This window comes from Streptomyces sp. NPDC043878, from assembly GCF_056435735.1.
The window spans coordinates 219,706-233,366 of the sequence record NZ_JBWKDW010000002.1; the positions used below are offsets into that span (position 1 = coordinate 219,706).

General features: G+C 67.5%; 13 protein-coding genes and 1 pseudogene. 6 read left to right on the plus strand and 8 right to left on the minus strand.

The window, feature by feature from the left end; all coding sequences use genetic code 11:
* Nucleotides 1-108: 108 nt before the first annotated feature.
* Together AC07AZ_RS04720 and AC07AZ_RS04725 are read right to left on the minus strand one after the other, a co-directional pair.
* Nucleotides 109-1,494, minus strand: a complete 1,386-nt coding sequence (locus AC07AZ_RS04720) for a serine hydrolase domain-containing protein (RefSeq protein ID WP_478843801.1) — start codon at nucleotides 1,492-1,494, stop codon at nucleotides 109-111.
* 184 nt (nucleotides 1,495-1,678) lie between these two features.
* Nucleotides 1,679-2,248, minus strand: a complete 570-nt coding sequence (locus AC07AZ_RS04725) for an SMI1/KNR4 family protein (RefSeq protein ID WP_478843803.1) — start codon at nucleotides 2,246-2,248, stop codon at nucleotides 1,679-1,681.
* A gap of 127 nt (nucleotides 2,249-2,375) precedes the next feature.
* Here AC07AZ_RS04725 and AC07AZ_RS04730 point away from each other — a divergent pair.
* Nucleotides 2,376-2,744: pseudogene (locus AC07AZ_RS04730) on the plus strand (hypothetical protein).
* Between the two features lie 512 nt (nucleotides 2,745-3,256).
* The gene (locus AC07AZ_RS04735) at nucleotides 3,257-3,601 is read left to right on the plus strand and encodes a hypothetical protein (RefSeq protein WP_478843805.1); all 345 of its coding nucleotides are present in this window, start codon (nucleotides 3,257-3,259) and stop codon (nucleotides 3,599-3,601) included.
* A 219-nt stretch (nucleotides 3,602-3,820) separates the two neighbouring features.
* Here the strand turns inward: AC07AZ_RS04735 and dnaB are convergent, their stop codons facing one another.
* Entirely contained in the window at nucleotides 3,821-5,299 is a 1,479-nt protein-coding gene (gene dnaB, locus AC07AZ_RS04740) for a replicative DNA helicase (RefSeq protein WP_478843807.1), read from the minus strand.
* A gap of 460 nt (nucleotides 5,300-5,759) precedes the next feature.
* Between dnaB and AC07AZ_RS04745 the strand changes: the two genes are divergently transcribed.
* Nucleotides 5,760-7,097: an MATE family efflux transporter gene (locus AC07AZ_RS04745; RefSeq protein WP_478843809.1), complete on the plus strand. Its 1,338-nt coding sequence runs from the start codon at nucleotides 5,760-5,762 to the stop codon at nucleotides 7,095-7,097.
* 141 nt (nucleotides 7,098-7,238) lie between these two features.
* Here the strand turns inward: AC07AZ_RS04745 and rplI are convergent, their stop codons facing one another.
* The 4 genes from rplI to rpsF all read right to left on the minus strand — a co-directional run bounded on the left by rplI (nucleotide 7,239) and on the right by rpsF (nucleotide 8,960).
* Nucleotides 7,239-7,685, minus strand: a complete 447-nt coding sequence (rplI, locus tag AC07AZ_RS04750; RefSeq protein WP_356031629.1) for a 50S ribosomal protein L9 — start codon at nucleotides 7,683-7,685, stop codon at nucleotides 7,239-7,241.
* A gap of 18 nt (nucleotides 7,686-7,703) precedes the next feature.
* Nucleotides 7,704-7,940 (minus strand): 30S ribosomal protein S18, encoded by a 237-nt coding sequence (gene rpsR, locus AC07AZ_RS04755; RefSeq protein WP_003949403.1) that lies wholly within the window; start codon nucleotides 7,938-7,940, stop codon nucleotides 7,704-7,706.
* 45 nt (nucleotides 7,941-7,985) lie between these two features.
* Complete coding sequence (locus AC07AZ_RS04760; protein ID WP_478843811.1) at nucleotides 7,986-8,591, minus strand: single-stranded DNA-binding protein; 606 nt, start codon at nucleotides 8,589-8,591, stop codon at nucleotides 7,986-7,988.
* A 78-nt stretch (nucleotides 8,592-8,669) separates the two neighbouring features.
* Nucleotides 8,670-8,960, minus strand: a complete 291-nt coding sequence (gene rpsF, locus AC07AZ_RS04765; protein WP_006604399.1) for a 30S ribosomal protein S6 — start codon at nucleotides 8,958-8,960, stop codon at nucleotides 8,670-8,672.
* Nucleotides 8,961-9,224: 264 nt separating this feature from the next.
* Between rpsF and AC07AZ_RS04770 the strand changes: the two genes are divergently transcribed.
* The 3 genes from AC07AZ_RS04770 (at nucleotide 9,225) to AC07AZ_RS04780 (ending at nucleotide 11,937) form a co-directional block, all read left to right on the plus strand.
* The gene (locus AC07AZ_RS04770; RefSeq protein ID WP_356031633.1) at nucleotides 9,225-9,539 is read left to right on the plus strand and encodes a hypothetical protein; all 315 of its coding nucleotides are present in this window, start codon (nucleotides 9,225-9,227) and stop codon (nucleotides 9,537-9,539) included.
* A gap of 179 nt (nucleotides 9,540-9,718) precedes the next feature.
* Entirely contained in the window at nucleotides 9,719-10,840 is a 1,122-nt protein-coding gene (gene femX / locus AC07AZ_RS04775) for a peptidoglycan bridge formation glycyltransferase FemX (RefSeq protein ID WP_478843814.1), read from the plus strand.
* Between the two features lie 65 nt (nucleotides 10,841-10,905).
* On the plus strand, nucleotides 10,906-11,937 hold the full coding sequence (locus AC07AZ_RS04780; RefSeq protein ID WP_478843816.1) for an alanine racemase: 1,032 nt from the start codon (nucleotides 10,906-10,908) through the stop codon (nucleotides 11,935-11,937).
* Between the two features lie 129 nt (nucleotides 11,938-12,066).
* On the opposite strand, the gene AC07AZ_RS04785 is transcribed toward AC07AZ_RS04780, so the two are convergent.
* Nucleotides 12,067-13,566, minus strand: coding sequence for a glycosyltransferase family 87 protein (locus AC07AZ_RS04785; protein WP_478843818.1), 1,500 nt, complete (start codon nucleotides 13,564-13,566; stop codon nucleotides 12,067-12,069).
* Nucleotides 13,567-13,661 lie beyond the last annotated feature (95 nt).

The following is a 13,661-nucleotide window of genomic DNA, read 5'->3' on the forward strand; positions in this document are numbered from 1 at the left end:
CCTTTCCCCCCCCCCCCCCCCCCCCCCCCCCCCCCCCCCCCCCCCCCGCCCCCCCCCCCCCCCCCCCCCCCCCCCCCCCCCCCCCCCCCAGGGCACGCAAAGACCGTCCTAGCGCAAACCCCGCCACCCTTCGGGATCCACCCCGCCCGGGACGGAGGACCCCTCGTCGTACGGCTGCCGGGTGAAAACGAACGAGCCGAGGTCCAGATGGTCTACGGATCCGTCAGGACGCTGTACCGCCTTCAGAAGCTCCCCGGCGTAGTAGCCCTCCAGACCGGTCCACGTGCCGTCGCCGTTCGCGCGGAAACGCGAACGGCGACCGTTGGCGGCCAAGGGCTCCAGTGAAGCAAGCCCGTCGGCTGTCAGTCGCAGGGCGAAGCCGTAGGTCCCCCAGTACCACTGGCCCGTCAACTCCAGGACCGCCGGATCGACATCGTCCAGGGGCCGCCAGGGATCGGGGATGCGAGGTTCCGCATCGGCGACGATCCGCACCAGATCCGCGCCCACCGTGGCCAGCGGCGGACCCGAGGTGCAGTTGGCCAGCACCACCGCGGCGACATCGTCTGCCACCCCGATGGTGAGGTTCGCCAGAAAGCCGGGCAGCGAACCCGAGTGCCCTACGAGCAGCCTGCCGTCCCGGTGCTGGACCTGCAGGCCGAGCCCGTAGGCGGCACCGTCCACGACGTCGGTGGCCTCGGCCGGTGCCGCGGGCGCCCGCATCTCCTGAACGGTCTGCGCACCGAGCACCCGGTCGTCCCCCCGCGTCAGGAAGACGGCGAACCGTGCCAGGTCGCCGGTCGTCGACCAGAGTTGACCGGCGGGTGCCATACGGCCGAGGTCCTCGGCCGGCTCGGACAGCATCACGTCGGCCCAGGGGTGCACCGCCCACCCGCCCGCATGCGGCGCCTTCGGTCGCACGGTTGTACGGTGAAGACCCAGAGGATCAAGCACCTCGTGGCTCAGTACCTCCTCCCACGGAGCTCCGCGTACCTTCTCCACCAGCGCGCCCAGCAGGGTGTAGCCGGGATTCGAGTAGTGGAAGCGGCGGCCGACCGGATGCCGGAAGGGCTGATCGCCCAGCACGTCCGCGAGTTGCGGACGCAGGGCCCCTGGACTGCGCTCCCACCACGGCGCCGGCGACTCGGCGGCCAACCCACTGGTGTGGGCCAGCAGTTCGGCGACGGTCGCCTCCCCCGCGCCCGTGCCCGGCAGATGCTTCTCCAGCGGATCACCGAGGTCGAGCACACCCTCGTCACGCAGTCGCAGGACGAGTACGGCGGTGAAGGTCTTGGTGATCGAGCCGATCCGGTACTGCACGTTCTCGTCCGGTGCGTGACCGTCCACCGAGGTCCGCGCCCCGTGCCACACGGCACGTCCGTCCCGTACGACCGCGGCGACCAGTGACGGCGCGCGCCCTTCGGCCTGGGCCACCGCGATGCGATGCAGCAGCGCCCGCCGGGTAGCGGGGAGCAGGTCATCCTGAGGTGTCGTCATGCCCCCAGTCCATCCCGCGGGGGACTCCGGCGTCGAGCTTATTCGTCCCGGGGCGGCCTGTGGGTTCTCGGCGCCAATGTCATCTGAGCAACCATGTGACCTGTAGCTTCGATCGAGTCTTAAGCAAATGACATAGCTGCGGATTCTCAGCTGTGTGACAGATCCTCGCGGCTGCGGTGCTGCCTCAGGGTGCTGTTGAGGAGGCTCGGGGGGCGGGTGAGGTCAGTTCCAGGTCGCGGTTGTCGCGGCCGTCGAGCATGTGGTCGAGCCAGCGTTTGTACCATGCCAGGAAGTCAGCGGCCGACGAAACGTTGGGGCCCCAGAAGCCGTCGGAACTTCCGGTGACGACACGGCCAGCCAGCGGACCGGTGACGCCCAGAAGCACCAGGTCGGTGCACCCGGCCTCAATGATGTGCAGGAACAGGTCACCTCGGTGAGGCGGACGGTCGGCGAAGCTGAACCCCTGAGGGGGTCCCGCCCCTTGCTGGAGGTCCATTGTGAACAGCTCGCATGACCGCAACGGCAGGAGGCCATAGAACGGGGATGCACCGCTCCCACCGATGGTGGTCAGGAAGCTGCGGTAGGGGGCCGGGAGTTCGATGCCATGGTCTGCCTCGAAAGCGGCCACCCTGCTGTCCGGCAGCGGTGGATCGAGGCGAAACTGGTGCTTCTCCTCGCCGAAGGAGTGGCTTCGAAGGGCGGCATAGGGCGCCTTGGCCAGCTTGCGTCGGATGCGGAGGATCCGGGAGTCCATGCGAACTCTTCTCTCTGTCCTCTCGCCCCTACCTGCTCGGTGGTGAGGGTGTCCCGAGACTGATCAGCTACCCGTTCGCGAGTTGTGGCCGGCGTCGCACGCTGGGATCCTCCCCCGGGTGACCAGCATGAGCATAGAACTTCAATCCGAGGCCGGATGGGATGGACCCTACTATCGCGTCCGAACCGATGGCTTCGACGCCTAATTCCTTCCGAACCCTGATGAGGTACTCGACGAGGTCTGCAACGTCGATGCTGAGGTTCGCCTCCCCGATGGCTCACGCTGGAGTGCGACGATCTTCACAGTCACCGAGGTCAGCCGGTTGATGAGGAGGTGGGAGGAGACAGGAGAAGCAGCAGGTGGTCGGTGCTTCTGGTGCTCGGACGGGCTGATCGCTCGAGATCCCGGCATCCGGAAGATGGTGAGCGTGATCGCCGAGCTGCTTGCATCGGGAGAGTTCGATGGGGTCTTCCACCGTCTGGACGACTCGCTGTGAGCTCCGATGTCGGGGTACGAGTTGGACTGCCGCAGCAAGATGCGAATGAGAGTCCAAAGCTCTCTGAAGAAGTTCGGGGCTTGCCGACACGGCGGGTTCGTCATGGAAAGGACGCCCGGCATGACGATTTGAAGAGCACCTGATGACCGGAGACGCTGGCTCAAGGTCGGGACCGGGGCGACGGTCTCCGATGGAGACAGGCTGGTCTGCGCGGCCTGTGGGACGCCTGCCCGCTCAGATCGGTACCGCTTCTATCCGCCGGAGTCCTCCATGTTCGAGCGGTGTATCGGGTTCGTATGGTGTTCCGGCTGCAGGGTCTACTCCGGCTCCATGGTGCATGTTCCGCGGAGACGCGTCCTCGTGGACGCCGTGGCGTCGCTGCCACGTGATCAGCGAGAACGTCTGGAGCTGAGCGAGACCAGGTTGATCGAATACCTGGCTGGACAGCTCCGCGGAGGCGGCACTTCGCCTGGTGGTTGATGGTCCGACAGATCAGGCGACGTCGGCTGCGCATGGCCGACCTGACAGGTACTGCTCGGTTCGAGCCTTGTCGGGCTCGGCCGCCAGCACAGCCATTCCGTGCTGGCGAAGCAGCGTTCAGGGCTGAGGCCGCCCGCATCGCAGTCCTCCAGACCCCCGAACTGGCTGCGGAGCTGGACCGAGCAGCACGCGACTTCTTGGCCGGCCACAGCATCCGCGACGAGCCGGTGACCTGGCAGCCGCCCACCACCCTGCTCGACGGGCTGGACCTACCCGGGCCCGACCCCGCTCGAATCGACTTCGGCGGGAAGACCGCTGATGCGCTGGAACAACCGGCACCGGACGATCTGCTCGCGTCGACCGAGGCCTGGCGGTGAGCCTGTGCGCTGACAGATCTCCGACCAGCGCTCGTGCGGCAGAAGGTCGGTGCAGTCCAGGCGTCGGCGCCGCTGGTAGTCGATGGGAACATCGTGAGCATCGAGGTAGCCGGCCAGTCTCACCAGAGCGTTCGTCATGTCCACATCCCGTGTCAGATCGGCCAGTCACATGACATCGCGACTGAGGAAATGACACGGGATTTGAGACCTACGGTCGGCTCAGGTCTGCGCCATGTCCACGAACCGCGAGTAGTGGCCCTGGAAGGCAACGGTGATCGTCGCCGTCGGACCGTTTCGGTGCTTGGCCACGATCAGGTCCGCCTCGCCGGCCCGGGGCGACTCCTTCTCGTAGGCGTCCTCACGGTGCAACAGGATGACCATGTCCGCGTCCTGCTCGATCGAACCGGACTCACGCAGGTCGGAGACCATCGGCTTCTTGTCCGTGCGCTGCTCGGGGCCACGGTTGAGCTGGGAGAGCGCGATCACCGGAACCTCCAGTTCCTTCGCCAGGAGCTTGAGGTTCCGGGACATGTCCGAGACCTCCTGCTGACGGTTCTCGGCGCGCTTGGAGCCACCGGACTGCATCAGCTGGAGGTAGTCGATCACGACCAGCCGGATGTCGTTGCGCTGCTTGAGACGCCGACACTTGGCACGGATCTCCATCATGGACAGGTTCGGCGAGTCGTCGATGAAGAGCGGGGCGGCCGAGACGTCCGGCATCCGGCGGGCCAGACGCGTCCAGTCCTCGTCGGTCATCGTGCCCGACCTCATGTGGTGCAGCGCGACCCTGGCCTCGGCGGACAGCAGACGCATCGCGATCTCGTTGCGGCCCATCTCGAGGGAGAAGATGACGCTGGGCAAATTGTTCTTGATCGACGCGGCCCGCGCGAAGTCCAGTGCGAGCGTCGACTTTCCCATGGCCGGACGGGCGGCGATGACGATCATCTGGCCCGGGTGCAGACCGTTGGTGAGCGAGTCGAAGTCGGTGAAGCCCGTGGGCACACCGGTCATCTCGCCGCTGCGCGAGCCGATCGCCTCGATCTCGTCGAGCGCGCCCTCCATGATGTCGCCGAGCGGCAGGTAGTCCTCGCTGGTGCGCTGCTCGGTGACCGCGTAGATCTCGGCCTGGGCCCGGTTGACGATCTCGTCGACGTCGTCGTCGGCCGCGTATCCCATCTGCGTGATGCGGGTGCCGGCCTCGACCAGGCGGCGCAGGACCGCGCGTTCGTGGACGATCTCCGCGTAGTACTCGGCGTTCGCCGCCGTCGGCACGGTCTGGACGAGGGTGTGCAGATAGGAGGCGCCCCCGACCTTGTTGATCTCCCCGCGTTTGGTGAGTTCCGCGGCGATCGTGATGGGGTCGGCGGGCTCGCCCTTCGCGTAGACGTCGAGGATCGCCTGGTAGACGGTCTCGTGCGCGGGCTTGTAGAAGTCATGGCCCTTCAGGACCTCGACGACGTCCGCGATGGCGTCCTTGGACAGCAGCATGCCGCCGAGCACTGACTGTTCGGCGTCCAGGTCCTGCGGCGGGACGCGCTCGAAGGAGGAGCCGCCGCCGTCCCAGGAAACGTTCTCCCGGCCGCGGTCGTGCTGCTCGTCCCGTCCCCGGCCGCCCTCTCCACCGCGTCGGGAGGCGGGCAGACGATCACTGGGACCGCTGTCGGCCCACGGGTCGTCCAAGGGCTCGGAAATACTCACCGAGCCACCTCCTCCCGTCCGCCGAGCGGACCTCGGCGTGCCCCTCTGTTCTACGGCACGCCACTGACAACTGAGAGCCCCAACTCCGGTTCTGGCGCGTCGGTTTTGTGATGTTTTCCAAGGCGGACGGACAGAGAGGGTGCCGCACCACGGTAGGCCCGCGGGCACCGTCAGCCAATCTGGTTATCCACAGGCCATGTGGACGACGGCCCGGATGCTGTGGAGAACTCCCCGAAACCTGTGCACGACCCGGTGGACGAGCCTGTGAACAAGGCCTCTTCTTCTTCAGGCAACCAGCTCTGACCTGCACCTTTCCCATCCACTGGCTGTGCAGAAGAAAAACTTTCCCACTCGGGCCAAGTTCGCCTCGAACAGTGCGCGACAGCGTGCATCACGCAACGACAAGTAAGGGTCCTTGTGCCATTGCATCTCTTACCTGTGGACGATTACATTGGTGCTCATGACACAGGCTCCCGCGACCTCCAAGGCCACCCGGCGACAGCACGACCGGGAGATCGTGGCACTGGCCGTCCCCGCCTTCGGCGCACTCGTCGCCGAGCCCCTTTTCGTCATGGTGGACAGTGCGATCGTGGGCCATCTCGGCACGGCTCAGCTCGCGGGACTGGGCGTCGCCTCGGCCCTCCTCACGACAGCTGTCAGCGTCTTCGTCTTCCTCGCCTACGCCACCACGGCGGCCGTCGCCCGCCGCCTCGGAGCCGGTGACCTCGGGGCCGCCATCCGCCAGGGCATGGACGGCATCTGGCTGGCACTGCTGCTCGGTGCCGCGGTGATTGCCGTCGTCCTGCCCACGGCTCCGGCCGTCGTGGAACTGTTCGGTGCCTCCGACACGGCGGCTCCCTATGCGGTCACCTATCTGCGCATCTCCGCCCTCGGCATCCCGGCCATGCTCGTCGTGCTCGCGGCGACCGGTGTGCTGCGCGGTCTGCAGGACACCAGAACCCCCCTCTACGTCGCCGTCGGAGGCTTCGTCGCCAACGGTGTCCTCAACGCCGGTCTCGTCTACGGCGCCGGCCTCGGTATCGCGGGCTCCGCCTGGGGAACCGTCATCGCCCAGGGTGGGATGGCCGCCGCGTATCTGACGGTGGTCGTCCGCGGAGCTCGCAGGCACGGCGCTTCTCTCCGCCCCGATGCCGCCGGGATCAGGGCCTCCGCCCAGGCCGGCGTCCCGTTGCTGGTCCGCACGCTGTCACTGCGGGCCATCCTGATGATCGCCACGGCCGTCGCGGCCCGTCTCGGAGACGCAGACATCGCGGCCCACCAGATCGTCTTGTCCCTCTGGAGCCTGCTCGCCTTCGCCCTGGACGCCATCGCCATCGCCGGCCAGGCCATCATCGGGCGCTATCTGGGTGCCGACGATCCACAGGGAGCCCGCGCCGCCTGTCGTCGGATGGTGGAGTGGGGCATCGCGGCCGGTGTGGTGCTCGGGTTGCTCGTGGTGGCCGGCCGACCGCTCTTCCTTCCCCTGTTCACCGGTGACTCGGTGGTCAGGGACGTCGCCCTGCCCGCCCTGCTCATGGTGGCGTTCTCCCAGCCGATCTGCGGAGTCGTCTTCGTGCTGGACGGCGTCCTGATGGGAGCGGGCGACGGGCCGTACCTTGCCTGGGCGATGGTGCTCACCCTGATCGTCTTCACCCCGGTCGCTCTGCTCGTACCGGTGTTCGGCGGCGGACTGACCGCGCTCTGGGGTGCGATGACGTTGATGATGACTGTGCGGATGTTGACCCTGTGGCTGCGCGCCCGTTCAGGACGCTGGATCGTCACCGGCGCGACCCGTTGACCGTTTCACGTGAAACCGACCCTTCAGGTGAGTCCGGCGTTTCACGTGAAACAGGCTCGCCACCCCACCCTGTGGGGCACGAAGTGGGGCCACACCCATCGGGTGTGCCCCCACTGTCAGCTGTTCAGCCGAGTGCGGCGATCAGGCCGCGACGACCTCGAGGTTCACCTTGGCGGCGACCTCGGGGTGCAGACGCACCGACGTCTCGTGCGCGCCCAGGGTCTTGATCGGCGAGGTCAGCTCGATACGACGCTTGTCGACCTCGGGGCCACCGGAAGCCTTGATCGCGGAAGCGATGTCGGCCGGGGTGACGGAACCGAAGAGACGACCGGCGTCGCCGGAGCGGACAGCCAGACGGACCTTGACGCCCTCGAGCTGGGCCTTCACGGAGTTGGCCTGCTCGATGGTCTGGATCTCGTGGATCTTGCGAGCGCGACGAATCTGCTCGACGTCCTTCTCGCCTCCCTTGGTCCAGCGGATAGCGAACTTCCGCGGGATCAGGTAGTTGCGAGCGTAACCGTCCTTGACGTCGACGACGTCGCCCGCGGCACCGAGGCCAGAGACCTCGTGGGTGAGGATGATCTTCATTGGTAGGTCACCCTTCCCTTATCGCGCGGTGGAGGTGTAGGGCAGCAGCGCCATCTCACGGCTGTTCTTGACGGCCGTGGCGACGTCACGCTGGTGCTGCGTGCAGTTGCCGGTCACGCGGCGGGCACGGATCTTGCCGCGGTCGGAAATGAACTTCCGCAGCATGTTCGTGTCCTTGTAGTCCACGTACGTGACCTTGTCCTTGCAGAAAGCGCAGACCTTCTTCTTAGGCTTGCGCACAGGCGGCTTCGCCATGGTGTTTCTCCTGTGTGATCAAGAAGTGTGGGTACGAACCCGTCCCTAGAAGGGGGGCTCGTCCGAGTAGCCGCCGCCGCTGCCGCCGCTGCCGGAGTTTCCACCCCAGCCGCCGCCACCGCCGCCGCCCTGGTTGCCACCGGCGGGAGCACCGCCGGTCGCCCACGGGTCGTCGGCGGGAGCACCGCCGCCGCCCTGCTGGCCGCCGCCGGAGCCACCGCCCCAGCTGCCGCCACCCTGGGCACCGCCACCAGCGCCGCCGCCGTAACCACCCTGACCACCGCGACCGGCGGTCTTGGTGACCTTGGCCGTGGCGCTGCGCAGGCTGGCACCGACTTCCTCGACGTCAAGCTCGTAGACCGTGCGCTTGACACCCTCACGGTCCTCGTAGGACCGCTGCTTCAGCCGGCCCTGCACGATGACGCGCATGCCTCGCTGAAGCGACTCCGCGACGTTCTCCGCCGCCTGACGCCAGACCGAGCAGGTCAGAAAGAGGCTTTCGCCGTCCTTCCACTCGTTCGTCTGGCGGTCGAAGGTGCGGGGAGTGGACGCGACACGGAACTTCGCGACCGCCGCACCGGAGGGGGTGAAGCGCAGCTCGGGGTCGTCGACAAGATTGCCGACGACCGTGATGACGGTCTCGCCTGCCATGGGGGAACCTCTCGGCGGGTTTGCTGCTGGCTGCTTGTGCTGCTGCTACTCGAATCCCGAGATCGCTGAGCGGGAGGCTCAGTGGGTCTCGGGGCGGAGGACCTTGGTCCGGAGGACCGACTCGTTCAGGTTCATCTGGCGGTCGAGCTCCTTGACGACCGCAGGCTCGGCCTGCAGGTCGATGACCGAGTAGATGCCCTCGGGCTTCTTCTTGATCTCGTACGAGAGACGACGACGGCCCCAGGTGTCGACCTTCTCGACCTTTCCGTTGCCCTCACGGACGACGGAGAGGAAGTTCTCGATCAGCGGGGAGACAGCGCGCTCCTCGAGATCGGGGTCGAGGATGACCATCACTTCGTAATGACGCATGTGGAACCCACCTCCTTTGGACTCAGCGGCCACGGTCGTTCCGTGGCAGGAGGGTTGTGATGCGTACGCAACGGTATCGGCCGCCACTGACAATCGGGGGTTCCTCGCGGGACTCCCTGCCGCGACGTGAGCAGACACCGGTGCAGAGGGTACAGACTACCCGCACACGTGCTTCCGGTTGAAATCCGGCCCCCAGGACCGTCAGTCTGTACACATCGGGTGTGTATGGCGCTACGATGCGCCGTCTTCCGCAGGAGGTGCCCTATGGCACAGGCAATGCGACCCAACACCGCCGGAGGCCTTTTCGCCACGGACGGCCGGCCCCATCCGCTCCAGGACACGCTGCTCGCGGTGACCCTGGTGCTCGGACTGACGGCCGCCATCACGGCGATCTTCGACAGCCTGCACCTGGTCAGCTCATGGGCCGGCCTGGTGGGGATCCTGACCGGCGCGTACGGCCAGTGGATCTCGGAGACGACCCGCGAACGCTTCGGACTCATCCTGGGTCTGGGCGCCAGCGCGGTCGGTTTCTTCCTGGGCATGGCGCACGGGGGGCTCTTCGGCGGGGTCATCGGCTGACGCCAAGGACACCGTCCCCCGAACACCGCACAACGCACCGCTGAACGGCTCGGCGACCGACAGGCCGGGGCGAAGGTGCCGTACGCCCAGTCGGAGCGCTCTCCGGGCGCAGTAGGCTTCGCCGCGAGAGCCGGAGCCCCTGTACCCATGGGGACACACCAGCCCGAGGAGCGCCCCGAATGAGCCTGACCCTGAGGACCATCAGTCGTGAGCAGCATCTGGCATACGTCCAGAGCCTGCCGTCGGCGAGTCACATGCAGGTTCCGGCCTGGGCAGATGTGAAGGCGGAGTGGCGCTCGGAGAGCCTCGGCTGGTTCGACGGCCGCACCGGCGAGATGGTCGGCGCGGGTCTGGTTCTGTACCGACAGCTGCCCAAGATCAAGCGCTACCTGGCCTACCTTCCCGAGGGTCCGGTCATCAACTGGTTCGCGCCGAATCTCACCGAGTGGCTGGAACCGATGCTCGCGCACCTCAAGCAGCAGGGCGCCTTCTCGGTGAAGATGGGCCCGCCGGTGATCATCCGGCGCTGGGAGGCCCCCTCGATCAAGCAGGGCATCCAGAACCCGGACGTGAAGCGGCTGCGTGACATCGAGGCCGACTTCATCGAACCGCGCGCCTTCGAGGTGGCGGACAAGCTGCGCCGTATGGGCTGGCAGCAGGGCGAGGACGGCGGCGCCGGCTTCGGCGACGTGCAGCCCCGTTACGTGTACCAGGTACCGCTGGCCAACCGGTCCCTGGAAGAGGTCCAAAGGAACTTCAATCAGCTGTGGCGCCGCAACATCAAGAAGGCGGAGAAAGCCGGCGTCGAGGTCGTCCAGGGCGGCTACCACGACCTTGAGGAATGGCAGCGGCTGTACGAGATCACGGCCGTGCGCGACCACTTCCGGCCGCGTCCGCTGTCGTACTTCCAGCGCATGTGGACGGCCCTCAACAACGAGGACCCCAACCGGATGCGGCTGTACTTCGCCCGGCACAACGGCGTGAACCTGTCGGCCGCGACGATGCTGATCGTCGGCGGACACGTCTGGTACTCCTACGGCGCCTCCGACAACATCGGCCGTGAGGTCCGGCCCTCCAACGCGATGCAGTGGCGGATGCTGCGGGACGCCTACGCCCTCGGCGCGACCGTCTACGACCTGCGGGGCATCTCCGACTCGCTGGACGAGACCGACCATCTCTTCGGCCTGATCCAGTTCAAGGTCGGCACGGGCGGCCAGGCCGCCGAGTACCTCGGCGAGTGGGACTTCCCACTCAACAAGCTGCTCCACAAGGCGCTGGACATGTATATGTCGCGTCGCTGACGTCCCGTTCTCCCGTTCCACCCCTCTGACACACCCCAGCCACGAGAAAGGTCCCAGGTCCGGCCATGGCGCTCACCCTCTACGTCGACACCGCGCGCTGGCGGGCGCACCACAAGCACGTGCAGGAGCAGTTCCCCGCGCTCGTGCCGGTCTGCAAGGGCAACGGCTACGGCTTCGGACACGAGCGGCTGGCGGAGGAGGCCACCCGGATGGGCTCGGACGTCCTCGCCGTCGGCACGACCTACGAAGCCGCGCGCATCAAGGACTGGTTCGGCGGCGACCTGCTGGTGCTGACGCCCTATCGCCGCGGTGAGGAGCCCGTGCCGCTGCCCGACCGGGTCATCCGCTCGGTGTCGTCGATCGACGGGGTCTACGGCCTCGTGGGCGCCCGCGTGGTGATCGAGGTGATGTCCTCGATGAAGCGGCACGGCATCACGGAGCAGGAGCTGCCGCAGCTGCACGCCGCCACGGAGAACGTGCGCCTGGAGGGTTTCGCGATCCACCTGCCCCTGGACCGCACCGACGGCTCGGACGCCGTCGAGGAGGTCATCGGCTGGATGGACCGGCTGCGCGCGGCCCGGCTGCCGCTGCACACGATGTTCGTCAGCCACCTCAAGGCGGAGGAACTCGCCCGGCTCCAGCAGCAGTTCCCGCAGACCCGTTTCCGCGCGCGGATCGGCACGCGGCTGTGGCTGGGGGACCACGACGCCACCGAGTACCGCGGGGCCGTCCTGGACGTCACGCGGGTCGACAAGGGTGACCGTTTCGGCTACCGGCAGCAGAAGGCGGCCTCCGACGGCTGGCTGGTGGTCGTGGCGGGCGGTACGTCGCACGGGGTGGGCCTGGAGGCTCCCAAGGCCCTGCACGGCGTCATGCCGCGCGCCAAGGGGGTCGCACGGGCCGGCCTCGCCACGGTGAACCGGAACCTCTCCCCGTTCGTCTGGGGCGGCAAGCAGCGCTGGTTCGCCGAGCCGCCGCACATGCAGGTCTCGATCCTGTTCGTGCCCTCGGACGCACCGGAGCCGAAGGTGGGCGAGGAACTGGTGGCGCATCTGCGGCACACCACCACGCAGTTCGACCGGATCGTCGACCGCTGACAGCTCCCCGACGCCAAAAGGCCGTACACGGAATGTCCGTGTACGGCCTTTTGAGTGCCGCGTTCCCGTGCTGTTCGCTCACAGCGAACAGCAGCCGGGAGCTCGGACCCGGGTGCTGCCCGGCTTCGTTCAGACCGGCCCGTCGGCCGGGTCCTGGCTGCCCCACTCCACCTGAGGTGCCGCGAGGTGTGCGGCGTGCCGCGGCGGATGGGCTGCGGAGCCGAAGGCGAAGACGTCCTCGGCACCGTCGAACACCCCGCCCGACGGGTCGTCGTCGCCGGCCCGGCGTACCACGTCCCGCTCCGGCATGAGGACGTCGCGCACGACCACGGCACACAGGTACAGCGTCCCCAGCAGGTGCAGGCCGATGGCCCAGTGGTAGCCGTCGGTGGGCAGGCCCTTGTGGGCGTCTCCGCTGGTCGTGTACGCGAGGTACATCCAGATCCCGAGGAAGTACGCCACCTCGCACGCCTGCCAGATCAGGAAGTCCCGCCACTTCGGCCGGGCCAGGGCGGCGAGCGGGATCAGCCACAGCACGTACTGCGGCGAGTAGACCTTGTTGGTGACGATGAAGGCCGCGACGATCAGGAACGCCAGCTGGGCGAAGCGCGGCCGGCGCGGAGCGGTCAGGGCGAGTACCGCGATGCCCACGCAGCACAGCAGCACCAGCAGCATGGCGAAGCGGTTGACGGTGTCGGTGCTGAGCGGGTTCGCCGAGTTCTGGGCCATGATCAGCCAGAAGGACCCGAAGTCGACACCGCGCTCCTGACTGAAGGTGTAGAACTTCGACCAGCCGTCGAAGGCAAAGAGCATCACCGGCAGGTTCACGACCAGCCAGGCGACGACCGCACCCCCCAGCGCCTTTCCGAAGTCCCGCCATTTGCCCGCACGCCAGCACAACAGGAACAGCGGGCCGAGCAGGAAGACGGGATAGAGCTTGGCGGCCGTGGCGAGCCCCAGCAGCACACCGAAGGCGAGAGAACGACTCCGCGACCACATCAGCATCGCGGCAGCCGTCAGAGCGACGGCCAGCAGGTCCCAGTTGATCGTCGCGGTCAAGGCGAAGGCGGGCGCCACGGCGACCAGCAGCCCGTCCCAGGGCCGCCGGGCGTGCGTGCGGGCCACACAGACGGCGATGACGGCCGCGCACACCATCAGCATCCCGGCGTTGACCATCCAGTACCACTGTTCCTGGTCCTGGATGGTGCCGCTGCCCGGTGTGAGCCAGGAGGCCACCTCCATGAACACGCCGGTCAGTACCGGGTATTCGAGGTACTGCATGTCACCGGGCAGCTTGTCGAAGTACGGCACGAGCCCGTCGGCGAAGCCGCGCCCCTGGTAGAGGTGCGGGATGTCCGAGTAGCACGCGTGCGTGTACTGCGAGCTGGCGCCGAAGAACCAGGCACCGTTGTAGCAGGGCGCCTTCTGGACCAGCCCGAGGGCGAACACGCCGATCGCCACGAGCGCGACGATCCGTACGGGAGTCCACCAGGACGTTCCGAGCAGGGCACGCCGTCCGATGGGGCCGCCGATCAGCTCGCTGCCGTTGGCAGCGACCTCGTCCTCCTTGGTCGGCCGCACCGGGTCCGTGGCATGGACGCTCGCTCGCGTCGATTCAGCACTGGGCATGCCGCACATCCTGCCGTACGTGTCTAGGAATACGCCGAGGGCCGCCGTACCTGGTGGGTACGGCGGCCCTTGTTTCACGTGAAACACCCTTGACG

Bases quoted from the DNA above. Each gene is read 5' to 3' on its own strand.
- AC07AZ_RS04720 (WP_478843801.1), bottom strand. From the start codon at position 1,494: ATGACGACACCTCAGGATGACCTGCTCCCCGCTACCCGGCGGGCGCTG.
- AC07AZ_RS04725 (WP_478843803.1), bottom strand. From the start codon at position 2,248: ATGGACTCCCGGATCCTCCGCATCCGACGCAAGCTGGCCAAGGCGCCC.
- AC07AZ_RS04735 (WP_478843805.1), top strand. From the start codon at position 3,257: ATGGCCGACCTGACAGGTACTGCTCGGTTCGAGCCTTGTCGGGCTCGG.
- AC07AZ_RS04745 (WP_478843809.1), top strand. From the start codon at position 5,760: ATGACACAGGCTCCCGCGACCTCCAAGGCCACCCGGCGACAGCACGAC.
- rplI (WP_356031629.1), bottom strand. From the start codon at position 7,685: ATGAAGATCATCCTCACCCACGAGGTCTCTGGCCTCGGTGCCGCGGGC.
- rpsR (WP_003949403.1), bottom strand. From the start codon at position 7,940: ATGGCGAAGCCGCCTGTGCGCAAGCCTAAGAAGAAGGTCTGCGCTTTC.
- AC07AZ_RS04760 (WP_478843811.1), bottom strand. From the start codon at position 8,591: ATGGCAGGCGAGACCGTCATCACGGTCGTCGGCAATCTTGTCGACGAC.
- rpsF (WP_006604399.1), bottom strand. From the start codon at position 8,960: ATGCGTCATTACGAAGTGATGGTCATCCTCGACCCCGATCTCGAGGAG.
- AC07AZ_RS04770 (WP_356031633.1), top strand. From the start codon at position 9,225: ATGGCACAGGCAATGCGACCCAACACCGCCGGAGGCCTTTTCGCCACG.
- femX (WP_478843814.1), top strand. From the start codon at position 9,719: ATGAGCCTGACCCTGAGGACCATCAGTCGTGAGCAGCATCTGGCATAC.
- AC07AZ_RS04780 (WP_478843816.1), top strand. From the start codon at position 10,906: ATGGCGCTCACCCTCTACGTCGACACCGCGCGCTGGCGGGCGCACCAC.
- AC07AZ_RS04785 (WP_478843818.1), bottom strand. From the start codon at position 13,566: ATGCCCAGTGCTGAATCGACGCGAGCGAGCGTCCATGCCACGGACCCG.